The organism is Methylophilus sp. 14 (genome assembly GCF_015354345.1).
In the GTDB taxonomy this organism is placed as follows: Bacteria; Pseudomonadota; Gammaproteobacteria; order Burkholderiales; family Methylophilaceae; genus Methylophilus.
Genome location: NZ_JADKYS010000001.1, coordinates 577,113 through 591,583, shown reverse-complemented (window position 1 = coordinate 591,583; position 14,471 = coordinate 577,113). Strand labels below are relative to the sequence as shown.

At 53.0% G+C, this 14,471-nt stretch carries 14 protein-coding genes; all 14 read right to left on the bottom strand.

Going from position 1 to position 14,471, the window contains the following annotated elements; genetic code table 11:
* Positions 1-31: 31 nt before the first annotated feature.
* The 14 genes from INP78_RS02950 to urtB all read right to left on the bottom strand — a co-directional run bounded on the left by INP78_RS02950 (position 32) and on the right by urtB (position 14,452).
* A complete protein-coding gene (locus INP78_RS02950; RefSeq protein WP_194740688.1) occupies positions 32-964 on the bottom strand; it encodes a response regulator transcription factor in 933 nt (310 codons plus the stop codon).
* Positions 961-4,389 carry an ATP-binding protein gene (locus tag INP78_RS02945; RefSeq protein ID WP_194740687.1) on the bottom strand — a complete coding sequence of 1,143 codons (3,429 nt, stop codon included), beginning with the start codon at positions 4,387-4,389 and terminating at the stop codon, positions 961-963. Before INP78_RS02945 ends, INP78_RS02950 begins: the two co-directional genes overlap by 4 nt.
* A gap of 192 nt (positions 4,390-4,581) precedes the next feature.
* On the bottom strand, positions 4,582-5,145 hold the full coding sequence (locus tag INP78_RS02940) for a HupE/UreJ family protein (RefSeq protein WP_194740686.1): 564 nt from the start codon (positions 5,143-5,145) through the stop codon (positions 4,582-4,584).
* A 93-nt stretch (positions 5,146-5,238) separates the two neighbouring features.
* Positions 5,239-5,892, bottom strand: a complete 654-nt coding sequence (gene ureG / locus INP78_RS02935) for an urease accessory protein UreG (protein WP_194740685.1) — start codon at positions 5,890-5,892, stop codon at positions 5,239-5,241.
* Complete coding sequence (locus INP78_RS02930) at positions 5,889-6,572, bottom strand: urease accessory protein UreF (protein WP_194740684.1); 684 nt, start codon at positions 6,570-6,572, stop codon at positions 5,889-5,891. The genes ureG and INP78_RS02930 overlap by 4 nt, the downstream gene beginning before the upstream one ends.
* Positions 6,565-7,047 carry an urease accessory protein UreE gene (gene ureE / locus INP78_RS02925; RefSeq protein WP_194740683.1) on the bottom strand — a complete coding sequence of 161 codons (483 nt, stop codon included), beginning with the start codon at positions 7,045-7,047 and terminating at the stop codon, positions 6,565-6,567. The genes INP78_RS02930 and ureE overlap by 8 nt, the downstream gene beginning before the upstream one ends.
* Positions 7,048-7,169: 122 nt before the next feature.
* Entirely contained in the window at positions 7,170-8,873 is a 1,704-nt protein-coding gene (gene ureC / locus INP78_RS02920; protein ID WP_194740682.1) for an urease subunit alpha, read from the bottom strand.
* 11 nt (positions 8,874-8,884) lie between these two features.
* Positions 8,885-9,193, bottom strand: a complete 309-nt coding sequence (locus INP78_RS02915; protein WP_194740681.1) for an urease subunit beta — start codon at positions 9,191-9,193, stop codon at positions 8,885-8,887.
* A 161-nt stretch (positions 9,194-9,354) separates the two neighbouring features.
* The gene (locus INP78_RS02910; protein ID WP_194740680.1) at positions 9,355-9,657 is read right to left on the bottom strand and encodes an urease subunit gamma; all 303 of its coding nucleotides are present in this window, start codon (positions 9,655-9,657) and stop codon (positions 9,355-9,357) included.
* Positions 9,658-9,684: 27 nt separating this feature from the next.
* Positions 9,685-10,551: an urease accessory protein UreD gene (locus tag INP78_RS02905; protein ID WP_194740679.1), complete on the bottom strand. Its 867-nt coding sequence runs from the start codon at positions 10,549-10,551 to the stop codon at positions 9,685-9,687.
* 134 nt (positions 10,552-10,685) lie between these two features.
* Positions 10,686-11,375: an urea ABC transporter ATP-binding subunit UrtE gene (urtE, locus tag INP78_RS02900; protein WP_019881616.1), complete on the bottom strand. Its 690-nt coding sequence runs from the start codon at positions 11,373-11,375 to the stop codon at positions 10,686-10,688.
* Between the two features lie 28 nt (positions 11,376-11,403).
* Complete coding sequence (gene urtD, locus INP78_RS02895) at positions 11,404-12,147, bottom strand: urea ABC transporter ATP-binding protein UrtD (RefSeq protein WP_194740678.1); 744 nt, start codon at positions 12,145-12,147, stop codon at positions 11,404-11,406.
* Positions 12,144-13,421 carry an urea ABC transporter permease subunit UrtC gene (urtC, locus tag INP78_RS02890; RefSeq protein WP_194741113.1) on the bottom strand — a complete coding sequence of 426 codons (1,278 nt, stop codon included), beginning with the start codon at positions 13,419-13,421 and terminating at the stop codon, positions 12,144-12,146. The genes urtD and urtC overlap by 4 nt, the downstream gene beginning before the upstream one ends.
* 113 nt (positions 13,422-13,534) lie before the next feature.
* Positions 13,535-14,452 carry an urea ABC transporter permease subunit UrtB gene (urtB, locus tag INP78_RS02885; RefSeq protein WP_194740677.1) on the bottom strand — a complete coding sequence of 306 codons (918 nt, stop codon included), beginning with the start codon at positions 14,450-14,452 and terminating at the stop codon, positions 13,535-13,537.
* Positions 14,453-14,471 lie beyond the last annotated feature (19 nt).

Genomic DNA, 14,471 nt, shown 5'->3' with positions numbered 1-14,471 from the left:
GACTGACTCGGGCTCGGGCCTGAGTCAGTCGCTAAAACTTGATTTTTGAAGCCACCAGTGACGCCGCAGCCGTCCTGGTTTCTACACCCAGCTTCTGGAACACATGCTCCAGGTGTTTGTTAATCGTACGCGGACTGGTGCCCAGAATTTCACCCACATCCTTGTTGGTTTTGCCTTTGACCGTCCAATACAATACTTCTGACTCGCGCTTGGTCAGCTGGAATAATTTGCCTAAGGATTCAATCTGAGCTTCGTCCGAATGCTCGCGCAATACCACCACCCACTGCTCCTCGCTGGTATTGGCCACCGTCAGGCTCAGGCGCGCATTACCCTGATTGACGCTGAGCGTTTGCATGGACTGTCCGCTGGAGAATTGTTGTATAGAGCTTTCCAGCCACTGGTAAATCATGGGCGGTAAGGTTTGCACGGCGCTATAAGCTTCTTTGGCCGCCCACTCGGCAAAATACTGCTCCAGGTATTGCTTGGCCAGCGGCGTTTGCCATACCAGGCGTTTATCGGTAGGCAAAATCGCAATCGTGGCCTGGCCAAACGCATCCAGCGCTGAGGTGGCCTGATGCATTTTGGTGGCATTCTGCACATGGGCTTTGAGGCGTGCCAGCACTTCTGCCGGGCGCACTGGCTTGGTCACATAATCAACACCACCGGCATCAAACGCCATGGTGACATGCTCAATTTCGGTCAGGCCAGTCATAAAAATCACCGGGATATGCTGGGTTTCTGCCGCGGCCTTGATGCGCCTGCAGGTGGCAAAGCCATCGAGGCCGGGCATCATGGCGTCCATGAGAATCACATGCGGCTGCATCAGGTGCGCGACCTGTAATGCCATCTCGCCAGAGTTGGCGACATAGACCTGGTAGCCGGACTCATCCAGTGCATCATGCAGATAGGCCAGGTTTTCTGGCACATCATCCACAATTAACACGGTATGGCTATGGCTGGTCATTCGGTGTACTCCTCAATCAAGCGTTGCAGTTTAGCAAAATCAAAGCGTTCCATGGCCTGTTGCAACGCGTTAATGAATATTTGATGTTGTGCATGATCTCTATTCAGCGTCGCCAGTACCTCGCGCACGCCTTTCACGTAGCCCATGCGTGCAAACTGGGCCAGGTTTTCAAGCAAGGTCGCCGGGATAGGCTCCACATCAGGCGCAGCCACCGGCGGTGCCAAAGCTTGTGCAAACTGTGTTTCACCATGATCGGCGTAGCGCCAGGTCAGGCCAAGTTGATTGCCTATCCAGTCCAGTACTTCGTCGAGATTCACGGGTTTGACAAAGAAATCCTGTGCCGGAATCTTGGCCTGATTATCCAGACTACGGTCATACGCGTTGGCTGAAATAATCGCTATTGGCAACTTGGATTGATGCACCTGACGGATGATATAAGCCGCTTCCCAGCCGTCCATCACCGGCATCGCCAGATCCATCAAAATCAAATCGGCATGCACCATCTGGTATTGATTGACGCAGGCCTGGCCGTTACCTGCCTCATGCACAATAAAGCCCAGCGGCTGCAAGGCATCGCGCAATAATTCGCGGTCGGCCTCCTCATTATCCACCACCAATACCGTCTTGATGGGCCCTTCGTAACCAATGCGCTGGCGCACCGCTTTTTTCGACAAATGCGCTGTTTCACGAATCTGCGGTAAAAACAGGCGAATCTCAAACCGCGTGCCTTGCCCTAACACACTGTCGAACTGCATTTCGCCGCCCATGAGTTGTGTCAGCAACTTACTGATAGTTAAGCCTAAACCAGTGCCGCCAATCCCGACAACATCTGCCGCACTGCCACGCTCAAACGGCTCAAAGATCTTTTCGACCTCGTTGGGCGCAATGCCGGGGCCGGTATCTGCAATATCAATTTGCGCGATTTCCCGCGCATAGCTGACCCGGAAAGTCACGCTGCCTTTGGTGGTGAACTTGACCGCATTGCCTAAAATATTGACCAGAATCTGCATCAGGCGCTTGTGGTCGGCACGCACATATTCCGGCAAATTGCCGGACTGCTCAAAATAAAACGCCAGGCCTTTGTTTTGCGCCTGGATTTCAAACATGCTGACCATCTGGCTAATGAACTCGGGGAAATGCAGCGGCTTGACGTCAAAGGTCATCTTGCCGCTTTCGATACGCGCAATATCCAGCGTGCTTTCAATCAGGGATAACAAGTGCTCGCCGCCGCGGCTGATGGTTTTAATCGCCTGTTTGCGGTGCTCGGGGATGCTATCGTCATTGGTGAGTAATTGCGCATAGCCGAGGATACTATTGAGCGGTGTGCGTAACTCGTGGCTGATACCAGTAATGTAACGGCTTTTGGCCTGGTTGGCTTCTTCGGCCAGGCGGCGCGCTTTTTGCAACTGCGTATCGGTTTTTTTGTGTGATTCGATTTCTTCCAGCAACAAGCCAGTTTGCCGGTTAGACTCTTCTTGCGCTACGCGTCGACTAGCGGAGGTCAGCACCAGCCACCAGGCGACAATCCCGCCCAAAAACAGCAAAGCGACAAACACCTTTAAATAGCCAGAGCCAAAGTGCCGCATGAGCTCGGGATATTCACGGCCGATGGTCAGCGCATCATGCAGATAAATCAACCCAATAGTCGCGCCAAACAAAATCATGGCGATCACCATCAGCAGTAAAAAGTGCGCGACCCCACCATTGAGATGCGGCCACAAGCGCTGTGGCAAAAATTTTTTATTGAGCGCCTCCCACTGCGCACTGAGCCGTGCTTGCGGTTTGCAGGCATCGTGGCAACGTGCATCCAGGCAACAACACAGTGAGCAAATCGCGCCGCCATAAGCCGGGCAATGCGCCATGTCGTTCACCTCATACTCACGCTCGCAAATCACGCATTGCTTGGTGGTAGAAGGCTGCAAATAGGTAGGACGCTGTCTGGCCAGGTAATATTTCCCTTTGGTATACCAGGCAATCAGCGGCGACATGAGCAAGGCAGTAAACAGCGAAATAAAGGTAGAGAACGACTGTGCCAGCACCCCCATAATGCCGGTATAGGCCGCGATTGAAATCGCCGAGGCAATAAACATGGCGCCTACGCCCACCGGGTTGATGTCGTACAAATAAGCGCGCCTGAACTCAATGCCTTTAGGGCTCAAACCCAGCGGCTTATTGATCACCAGGTCGGCCACCACGGCAGCAATCCAGGCAATCGCAATATTGGCATAAAGCCCTAATATTTCTTCCAGCGCCTGGAACACATTCAGCTCCATCAGCACAATGGCGATCATGACGTTGAACGCCACCCAGACAATGCGCCCGGGATGGCTATGCGTGAGGCGGGCAAAAAAGTTGGACCAGGCCAGCGAACCGGCATAGGCATTGGTCATATTGACCTTGATTTGCGACACACAGACAAACAGCGCCGTCACCGCCAATGCCACCTGGTGGTTGCTGAATACGTGTTCAAAGCCGATCCAGTACATATGGGTAGGGTTCACCGCCGAGCTCAATGGCATATCGCGGTTAAATACCAGGTAAGCCAGCAACGCGCCTGCCAGCATCTTGAGCATCCCCAGAATCACCCAGCCCGGCCCGGCCATCAGCACGCCCAGGTTCCAGCGCCAGTAATTCTCTTTGGTGCGCATGGGCATAAAGCGTAAAAAATCGACCTGCTCGCCGATCTGCGGAATCAATGCCACGCCGACAGCCGTCGCCGTGCCAAACATGACCCAGTTAAAATGGCCGCCATCGGTAGACACACCGGCAAACGTGCTCAAGCGATGCAGCACATCCGGGTCCATCTGGATAATGGCAAAAAATGGCAGAAACATCAGCGCGATCCAGATCGGCTGCGTGATCATCTGAATGCGGCTAATCAAGGTCACGCCATGCGTCACCAGCGGTATGACAATCAGCGCACTGACCAGGTAACCAATATATAACGGTAGATGAAAATATAGCTCGAGCGCATAACCCATAATCGCCGCTTCCAGCGAAAACAGAATAAAGGTGAACGAGGCATAAATAAACGAAGAAATGGTCGAACCGATATAACCAAAGCCCGCGCCACGCGTCAGCAAGTCCATGTCCAGGCCATATTTGGCGGCATAGTAGCTAATCGGCAAGCCGGTCAAAAAGATAATCAGGCCGACCGCCAAGATCGCCCACAAGGCGTTGGGAAAACCATAATTAATGGTAATGGTGCCGCCAATTGCTTCCAGCACCAAAAACGAAATCGCCCCCAGCGCCGTATTCGAGACACGCAGAATCGACCATTTGCGGAACGCGCGCGGTGTATAACGTAGCGCGTAATCCTCTATGGTTTCGTTGGCGACCCAATTGTTATAGTCGCGACGAATCTTAACGATACGCTGTATCGGCTCAGCATGCGTGGCGGTTGAAACTTCGGAAGGGTGTAACAATCAACAATCCTTAAAAAGACGGGACCGTCATAGGAAAAAATACGCGCCCCAATCTATGCTAGAGCGTCAGATGAAATCAATCACTACGTTAATTGACGTAGTGATTTAAAAGCATGCCACAAATAAAAAAAGCGGATAACAAACTTATCCGCTTTTTACCTTTGCCACGGCCTGTCATGGCCGCGGAATCAACTATGCCCAGAACAAGCAGGCACCAAACACCAACATCAAGCCACCCAGCAACTTAGAAGCAGACTTGGCCCAAGGCTGGGTCTGACGCCCCAACAGCCAGCCGACACCATGCAACAATGCAGTCGCGACCATCATCCCGGCTAACGCAGTCCAGTGACCACCCAACTCCACGCCATGTAAATACCCATGGGCAGCCGCAATCACGGCCACACCGGCAAATTGCACACTGCGCGACACCGCCACCTCTGCCAGCAACAAACCACCCATCACCAATACACTCGCCGCCACCAGCAACTCAGCCAGTGAGACAGATAACCAGGTCATCGCCGTGAGCGCAGCTGCCGCCATCCCGACCACAAACAGCACCGGCAACTGCCAGCCCTGCCCTTGCGGGCGACGCGCAGCCCACACGCCTAACGACAACATCACCAGTAGGTGATCCCAGCCTGTGAGTGGATGCAACAAGCCTGCTGCAAATCCATGACTAAGCCCATGCCCAGGATGCGCCCATGCCATGCCAGACATCAGGCTCACTGTGACACCTAAAAAAATACTTTTTTTCATTGAATCTTCTCCAAACGAATTGCATTCAAGATGAGTGAAGCGCTTCACCCACCAAATTTTCTAACTTGATTTAAGGGCCAACATTGGCAATGTTCAAAGCATCAGGCCTTGCTTCTCAATAAACTTGACGATGTCTTCCAGCCCCTGGCCGCTTTTGAGGTTGCTGAACACAAATGGCTTTTCGCCGCGCATGCGTTTGGCATCCTGATCCATCACCTCTAACGAGGCACCGACCATAGGCGCCAGATCGATTTTATTAATCACCAATAGATCTGACTTGGTAATGCCCGGGCCACCTTTACGTGGGATTTTCTCCCCTGCCGCCACGTCAATCACATAGATGGTCAGGTCTGATAACTCCGGGCTGAAGGTCGCGGCCAGGTTATCGCCCCCACTTTCCACAAACACGATATCCAGTGTTTGAAAACGTTTGCTTAATTGGTCTACCGCTTCCAGGTTCATGGACGCATCTTCACGAATGGCGGTATGCGGACAGCCCCCCGTTTCCACGCCGATAATGCGTTCAGGCACCAGGGCTTCATTGCGGGTTAAAAACTCGGCATCTTCCTTGGTGTAAATATCGTTAGTCACGACAGCAATGTTATAGACCTCACGCAGGCGCTGGCAAAGCGCCAGGGTGAGTGCGGTTTTACCAGAGCCAACCGGGCCACCAATGCCAACGCGCAAAGGCTCTTTGTACTGGGTGACATCCGGCGTGGGCGATGTAAATTGGGTGTGTATTTTCATGATCTGAATAACCTGCTGTATTGAGTTTCGTGCTGGCATCCGGCGATGCTTAGCAATGGATTAAAGTTGCTCATTTCGGCGTCTGGCAGTGCCATGGCCGTCTGAATCACGGCGGGAAGCTGTGCGCCGAGTGCGAGCAGAATGGTCTGCCCGGCCACCTGTCCCAACGGCACGGCCTTCATGGCCGCGCTGGCCTGATTTTCGAGCCAGCCCCAGGCATAACCATGCAGCATTTGCTCAGGCGCAATCTGCCAGTGCTGGGCGATGGCCGCATACAATGTTGGAAAAGCGGGCGTCTCCAGTGTGTTCACCTGGGCGACCAGTTCGGCGGACATCGGCTTCAAGTCATTCAACAAGCGCCGCAAAGAATACCCCATCTGCCGCGTCTCGGCCCAGCCTTCGGCGGTGTCGCGTCCGGCCTGGTAGAAGCTATCCCATTCTTGCACAGCAGCCAGATCACCCGCCTGCCAGGCGTGATACAAACGGGTTAACACCGGCAACTCAAAGCGCGCATGGTAAACCTGCAAACTGTCGCCTATCCAGGCTTGTGCAGTCGCCACGTCTTTAACCTCACCAGACTCTATCGCCCACTCCAAGCCTTGCGAGTAGCAGTATGCCCCCACCGGCAATAACGGGCTGGCCAGTTGCAATAAGCGGCTCAGTGCCAGTGCATCAGCCATGTCCGTGCCCTCTTGGTTTCAGTGAATGCGCTGCCTCATCCCCATGCCGGTGTCCGCCGCCATAAGCGCCAGCTTCCGGCTCAAACGGCGCATCCACTTCACTCACTTGCATGCCCAAGCCCAATAGCATGTCTCTCAACACATAATCCTGCTCCAGCCGCAGCCAGCCATCGCCAATTTGCAACGGCACATGACGGTTGCCTAAATGATAGGCCGCACACATGAGTTCGCGCGGGGTCGGCGCAATCACGTTATATACAGGCTCTTGCGCGGCCACGATCTGGATCACCAGGCCATCCTCAGACCGGAGTAAATCGCCACCGCGCAAAATGATGCCACGCGTTAAAAACAAGGCCCCTTCACGACCGGAGGCCAGTTTCACGCGCAAACGGCTTTTCTGGCGCTGGTCAAAAGGCAGCTCCAGGGTGTCATCAATCTGGCCGCTAAGCGCGATGCGTTCGGTTAAATGAATCATGTTAAAAATCTTTTTTTATTTGGCCGCCGATGCACGCCGATGAACGCGGATAAAACAAATACATATTTCACCTGAATCGCTCTATCGGCGTGCATCTGCGTTTATCGGCGGTCAATCAATCGTTAAAACAAAAAGTAGCGTTGCGCCATCGGCAACACTTCGGCGGGTTCACAGACTAAAGGCATACCGTCAGCCAACACTTCATAGGTTTCCGGGTCGACCTCAATCTTGGGCATCCAGGTGTTATGCACCATGTCCGATTTTTTCACATCGCGCGTACCTTTGACCGCGACCAGTGGCTTTTGCAGACCTAGTGCGTGCACCTCAGGATTATCCAGCCCGGCTTGCGAAATAAAGGTCACCGCGGTTTTCAAACCGCCACCATAGGCGCCAAACATCGGACGGTAATGCACTGGCTGCGGGGTCGGGATAGACGCATTAGGGTCGCCCATGGCTGCTGCGGCAATCATGCCGCCCTTGATAATGGTAAATGGCTTCACGCCAAAGAAGGCGGGTTTCCACACCACCAGGTCCGCCAGTTTGCCGACCTCAACCGAGCCCACCACGTGTGAAACACCGTGCGTAATAGCCGGGTTGATGGTGTATTTGGCGATATAGCGCTTGATACGGAAGTTATCGTTGCCAGGCGCGTCTTCTGCCAATGGCCCGCGCTGTATCTTCATTTTGTGCGCCGTTTGCCAAGTGCGAATAATCACCTCGCCCACGCGACCCATGGCTTGTGAGTCGGACGACATCATGGAGAACGCACCGAGGTCATGGAAAATATCTTCGGCGGCAATGGTTTCACGACGGATGCGGCTTTCGGCAAACGCAATATCCTCGGCAATCGCCGGGTCCAGGTGATGGCAGACCATCAGCATATCCAGATGCTCGTCGATAGTATTCACAGTGAATGGCCGCGTCGGGTTGGTCGACGACGGCAACACATTCGGATGACTGGCCGCCTTGATAATATCCGGCGCATGACCACCGCCCGCGCCTTCGGTATGGAAGGTATGAATCGTGCGGCCTTTAAACGCGCCTATGGTGGTTTCTACAAAACCCGATTCGTTCAAAGTATCTGAGTGAATCGCCACTTGCACATCCATCTCATCGGCGACGCTCAGGCAGTTATCAATCGCTGCGGGCGTCGTGCCCCAGTCTTCGTGCAGCTTGAGGCCGATGACGCCCGCGCGGACCTGCTCACGCAACGGCTCTGGCAGGCTAGCATTGCCCTTGCCTAAAAAGCCCAGGTTCATGGGGAACGCATCCGCCGATTGCAACATGCGGTGGATATGCCACGGCCCTGGCGTACAGGTCGTAGCAAACGTGCCCGTCGCAGGCCCGGTGCCGCCACCTATCATGGTGGTGACGCCAGACATGAGCGCCTCTTCAATCTGCTGCGGGCAAATAAAGTGGATATGCGTATCAATACCACCGGCGGTGATAATCATGCCTTCACCGGCAATCACCTCGGTGCCTGCGCCGATGGCAATGGTCACGCCCGGCTGGATATCCGGGTTACCGGCTTTACCAATGGCGGAAATATAGCCGCCTTTGATACCAATATCGGCTTTGACGATGCCCCAGTGATCGATAATCAAGGCATTGGTAATGACGGTATCAGCGACTTCTGCCGCCAAGCCCTGGCCTTGACCCATGCCATCACGAATGACCTTGCCGCCGCCAAATTTGACCTCTTCACCATAAATCGTGAAGTCTTTTTCCACCTCTACCCAGAGCTCAGTATCCGCTAACCTGACTTTATCGCCCACCGTCGGCCCGAACATTTCGGCATAGGCACGTTTATCCATCTTCACTGTCATTGCTTGTTCCCCTACTTGAGGGCTCCCATCACACGTGCGGCAAAGCCATACACGTTTCGATCCCCGGCCAGTTGCACCAATTGCACTGTGCGCGTTTGGCCCGGCTCAAAGCGCACCGCCGTACCCGCGGCGATATTCAAGCGGCAGCCATACGCCAGCGCCCGATCAAACGCCAACGCATCGTTGGTTTCATAAAAGTGATAATGCGAACCGACCTGTATCGGCCGGTCACCCTTGTTGGCCACATCCAGCGTCACCGTTGCACGACCTGTGTTGAGTTCGATGTCGCCTGCTGCGACCTGCATTTCGCCGGGAATCATATCGTTTTCCTTGTTTCCGTAGTGACGGGCATTCGTTTTTTCAACTTTATTTAAATCTTTTTTCTGCCGCCGATGAACGCGGATAAACGCCGATAAAACCTGAGAATTATCTTTGATCACCTTCAAATCGGCGTGTATCGGCGGCTAAATAGGTTTTTAAGCTAGGGAATCGGGTGGTGCACTGTCACCAGCTTAGTGCCATCTGGGAAGGTCGCTTCCACCTGGATATCCGGGATCATTTCCGGCACGCCTTCCATCACGTCATCACGGGTAAGCAAGGTGGTGCCGAAACTCATCAGTTCAGCCACGGTATTGCCGTCGCGCGCGCCTTCCATAATCGCTGCCGTGATAAAAGCAATGGCTTCGGGATAATTGAGTTTGAGCCCACGTGCCTTACGTCGCTCGGCCAGCAAGGCAGCCGTGAATATCAGTAACTTGTCTTTCTCTCTAGGGGTGAGTTCCATCGCTGAGTCTTTTTAAGAATGATTGTTTTAAGTATTCCAGATACGCGGCCTGACGGCGCCTTTTTGATAATACCATGGCCGCAGAATCTGCCAGCATTGCTCAAAATACTGCCTGGCTTGTTGTGAAGCATTGCCGACATAGCGGATGCATAACACCTCTGGCAATGCCGTGATACCGACCTTGGCCTCAGGCACGGCAATCTCGCGGCAAGCTTGCAACACCTCAGCAGGCACTGCACCCGCGCAGACCAAAAAGGCGCCGAATACGGCCGCAGCATTTAACCCCACACGGCTGGTTTTGACCACATCCTGCGCATGCATGCTTGCCCGCTCGTTCCAAATCAATCTGCCGTCACGCGTAATACGCTGGTTCAACTGGTATAAGCCCTGTTGCCAGACTTCCTGCTGCGCCTGCCGACCAAGGCAGACAATATCCCAGGTCGCTAATGTCGCCCCTGTGGCCAGCGCGATATCGGCAGCAAAGCCCACTTCGGCGGCATCAAACAAGATATTCTCCTGCGGAAACCACTCTAGGCCACTCCCAGCCGCAAGTTGAAACGTGAGCCGTTGTGTGGCCATCGTGCCGTTTGCCTTGTACCACTTGCCAGCACCAGGCGTGGTTAGCAAGGCCTTGGCGCCTGCGCCCACCTGCACTTGCAAATGCAACGCATCACCGCCTGCCACGCCTCCCGGCGGGTGCACGATCACGGCATGACAAACCTCATCGCCCTCCGGATGCAAAGATTTTTGCACCACCAATGGCCCATGATGTAAGCGATGCGCCAGGTAAGAGCGGGCATCACGCTTGGCAAAGCCAAGCTCCAGCCTGGCTTGCCAGTTTTTTGTTGCGTTGGTTTGCGCTGGAGATGTTACCGTATGCTTCAAATCATCCATCACAGCATCATGCCACAGACAAATCCTGATTATTCATTTTTTCTATCAGCCACAGAGGACACAGAGAGCACAGAGGAACTACAAATTCGTTTTTCTCTGTGGACTCTGTGTCCTCTGTGGCTAAAAAAAATCATCTAAACAGATAAATAGCTTTTCACTTTTGCAGCATCGACATTGTCGCGCGTATCCTCATGAATAAAGCGGCCCTTATCAATGACGATAATGCGGTCCGCCACTTCCATGGTGAAGCTCAACACCTGTTCAGAGACAATGATGGTAATTTCACGCATCTTGCGGATTTCATTGAGGACCTTGGCAATGTCTTTAATGATAGATGGTTGTATGCCCTCGGTCGGTTCATCCAGCAACAGCACTTTTGGATTGGTCACCAAGGCACGTGCAATCGCCAGTTGCTGTTGCTGACCACCGGACAGGTTGCCGCCCTTGCGTTTACGCATTTCATGCAACACCGGGAACAGGGCAAAAATATCATCCGGGATTTCACCGCTTGAAGATTTTTCCAAACCAGTCTCAATATTTTCCTGCACCGTCATATTCGGGAAAATCCAGCGCCCTTGTGGCACATAGGCCAGGCCTTTCATGACACGGTCATGCGTGGCAGCACCCTGCAAATCCACACCATCCACCGTTGCCTTGGTCGCTTTGCTCGGCAAGATGCCCATCAGCGATTTAAACAAGGTGGTTTTACCCATGCCGTTACGGCCCATAATCGCCAGGGTTTCGTTTTTGTTGGCTTTAAAGTTCAGGCCATGAATCACCTGACTTTGGCCATAACTCACCTGCAAATTTTCAATTTCAAACATGCTGTGCTCCTTTAATGGCCTAATTCAATTAATGACCCAGATAGACTTCAATTACTTTTTCGTCACTCTGGACTTTTTCCATCGGCCCTTCAGCGAGGATCTTGCCCTGATGCAACACAGTGACTTTGTGTGCGATTTTCTTCACAAACTCCATGTCGTGCTCAATCACAATCACCGAGCGGTTCTGGCAGATGCGGTTGAGTAACTCAGCTGTCTGGTCGCGCTCTTTGGCACTCATACCCGCCACTGGCTCATCCAACATCAATAACTCTGGCTCTTGCATCAACAGCATGCCTATCTCCAGCCATTGTTTCTGGCCGTGGCTGAGCAAGGCAGACTCCATGTCCAGGAACTCGGTCAACATGATGTCCTCAGCGACTTTGCGCACACGGTCTTCGACCTCTTTGGTGCGTTTAAAGGTCAGGCTGCCAAACACGCCGCGGCCTTTGGGATAAGACACTTCCAGGTTCTGGTACACCGACAGGTTTTCGTAAATCGACGGGTTCTGGAACTTACGGCCAACACCGGAACGTACAATCTCGTGCTCGGACAATTTCGTCAGCTCGGTATTATTAAACTTGATCGAGCCCGAGGTCGATTTGGTTTTACCGCAAATCAGGTCCAGTACGGTCGTCTTGCCAGCACCGTTAGGTCCCACCAGCACACGCAGTTCATTTTTGTCGATATACATGGTGAGGCTATCCACCGCTTTAAAGCCATCGAAGGAGACGGTTAAATCTTCTACAGCCAAGACGAAGTCTGTGTTACTCATGCTTCTGCTCCTCTCATTTTGTTGCTGTCGATTGCAGGCGTAGTGTCTGCTTTCTTGCGTGTTGCTTTTTTAGCGGCCGAGTCAGTGGCCATGCTTGTTTCAGGGGCTGTCTCGGTAAGTACTGCTTGTGCTTCACCCTCAGAAGTACTTACCTCAGGCTTTTTTACAGGCTCAGCCTTGTCCTTGAACCAGCCATATTTGGTCGCATATTTATCCCAGATACCGGCCAGGCCGCTTGGGAAGAACATCACCACCGAGATAAACAAACCGCCCATGAGGAACAACCACATTTCAGGGTAAGTCTCGGAGAACACGGTTTTACCGTAGTTCACCAGCAAGGTGCCATACACCGCACCGATCAGGGATGCACGCCCACCGACCGCACAGAAAATCACCATTTCAATCGAAGGCACGATGCCGACGAAGGACGGCGACATAAAACCCACTTGCAAGGTAAACATCGCACCACCGACGGCAGACATCATGGCAGCCAGGCAGAAGATAAAGATTTTGAAATTGGAGACGTCGTAACCGGAGAAACGGACACGCTCTTCTTTGTCTCGCATCGCCAGCAATAACATACCGAACTTGCTGCTCATGATGTATTTAGACAGGAAAATCGCGCCAAACAACAACAGGCCATTCACAAAGTACAAGATGTATTTGGCAGAGTCAGTACGGATATCCCAGCCCAGCATGGTGCGTAAATCTGTCATGCCGTTCACGCCACCGGTGTAGCCTTGCTGACCGACAATCAGAATACTCAGGATCAAGGCGATCGCTTGTGTGATGATGGAGAAATATACCCCACCCACCCGACGCTTGAACATGGCGTAACCGATAATGTAGGCAAACAGCGCCGGAATCGTCAGCACGGCAAAGATGGTGAATGGCAAGCTCTTGAACGGCTCCCAGAACCATGGCAAAGCCGTGAGCTGGTTCCAGTCCATAAAGTCAGGGATGCCTGGCGTAGACTGGATTTTGGTACTCAGCGGGTCAGAGGCTTCCAGCTTGAGGAACATCGCCATCGCATAACCACCGAGGCCGAAAAAGATACCCTGGCCTAAACTCAGGATACCACCATGCCCCCACAACATGACCAGGCCGACCGCGACAAAGGCGTAAGTCAGGTATTTACCAATCAGGTTGAGGCGGAAGATATCTACGCCCAGTGGCAACACAACGAAGATGACAGCCGCCAGCACAGCCAGGCCTATCACTCCTTCCTTACCCCCCATCAAAGGGCTGGCTTTCATTTTTTCCCATAATGTCATCAAGATTTCTCCTCTATTGATGCGTCAATTTTATTGCGTAGGTGGTAAACAATTAATACGTCTATTTACTTATGGCGACGTATGAGAAACCTGCTCACGCGTCGCCAACCTTTTTATTTACGCAGTTTGGAGGCAAACAGACCTTCCGGTTTCATCATCAGGATGGTGACGATAACGAGCAAGGTAGAGACCTTACCCATGGAGCTGGTCATAAAGAATTGCAGGACAGATTGCGCCTGGGCAATACCGAAGGCGGAGGCAATCGTCCCCACGATGCTGGCTGCGCCACCAAATACCACCACCATAAAGCTGTCCACAATGTACAAGGTGCCTGTGGTCGGGCCGGTAGAAGCAATCGTGGTAAATGCTGCACCAGCGATACCGGCAATGCCGCAACCAAGCGCAAAGGTCACACGGTCGACTTTGGCGGTGTTAATGCCCACCGCGCCAGCCATGGTACGGTTTTGCACGGTGGCGCGTACACGCAGGCCCCAGCGCGACTTGAACATGAACATATAGACACCGAAGGTCACCAGCGCGGCCAGCACCATGACGAACACACCGTTGATCGGGATATCGATATCCGGAGTCGGATTGAAAGAACCCAGCATCCATTCTGGCAATTCGGCACTCACCTCTTTGGCGCCAAAGCTGGAGCGGAAGATTTGCTGCATGACCAGGCTCAAGCCCCAGGTCGCCAGCAAGGTATCCAGCGGCCGCTTGTAGAGATGCCTGATCATAATGAATTCAATAAAGTAACCAACCGCAAATGCCAGCACAAAGGCAATTGCAATGGCGAACACGAAGTAATAATCCGTGAAACCATAATTAGCAGCCACTTTGGAAATAAGCACGGTGGTGTATGCGCCTATGGTCATAAACTCACCATGCGCCATATTAATCACCCCCATCTGCCCGAAAATAATCGCGAGACCTAGAGCCATCAGCAGCAACACTGTAAACATGCTCAGGCCCGAAAAGCCCTGCATCACCACAATATTGCCTATATCTGCCATCGAATAACCAAACATATCGGTCTCCTTAAAATGC

Coding starts and splice junctions, on each gene's coding strand:
- INP78_RS02915 (WP_194740681.1), bottom strand. CDS start 9,193: ATGATTCCCGGCGAAATGCAGGTCGCAGCAGGCGACATCGAACTCAAC.
- ureG (WP_194740685.1), bottom strand. CDS start 5,892: ATGAAAATACACACCCAATTTACATCGCCCACGCCGGATGTCACCCAG.
- INP78_RS02950 (WP_194740688.1), bottom strand. CDS start 964: ATGACCAGCCATAGCCATACCGTGTTAATTGTGGATGATGTGCCAGAA.
- INP78_RS02905 (WP_194740679.1), bottom strand. CDS start 10,551: ATGGATGATTTGAAGCATACGGTAACATCTCCAGCGCAAACCAACGCA.
- urtE (WP_019881616.1), bottom strand. CDS start 11,375: ATGTTTGAAATTGAAAATTTGCAGGTGAGTTATGGCCAAAGTCAGGTG.
- ureE (WP_194740683.1), bottom strand. CDS start 7,047: ATGATTCATTTAACCGAACGCATCGCGCTTAGCGGCCAGATTGATGAC.
- INP78_RS02940 (WP_194740686.1), bottom strand. CDS start 5,145: ATGAAAAAAAGTATTTTTTTAGGTGTCACAGTGAGCCTGATGTCTGGC.
- urtD (WP_194740678.1), bottom strand. CDS start 12,147: ATGAGTAACACAGACTTCGTCTTGGCTGTAGAAGATTTAACCGTCTCC.
- ureC (WP_194740682.1), bottom strand. CDS start 8,873: ATGACAGTGAAGATGGATAAACGTGCCTATGCCGAAATGTTCGGGCCG.
- INP78_RS02930 (WP_194740684.1), bottom strand. CDS start 6,572: ATGGCTGATGCACTGGCACTGAGCCGCTTATTGCAACTGGCCAGCCCG.
- INP78_RS02910 (WP_194740680.1), bottom strand. CDS start 9,657: ATGGAACTCACCCCTAGAGAGAAAGACAAGTTACTGATATTCACGGCT.
- urtC (WP_194741113.1), bottom strand. CDS start 13,421: ATGACATTATGGGAAAAAATGAAAGCCAGCCCTTTGATGGGGGGTAAG.
- urtB (WP_194740677.1), bottom strand. CDS start 14,452: ATGTTTGGTTATTCGATGGCAGATATAGGCAATATTGTGGTGATGCAG.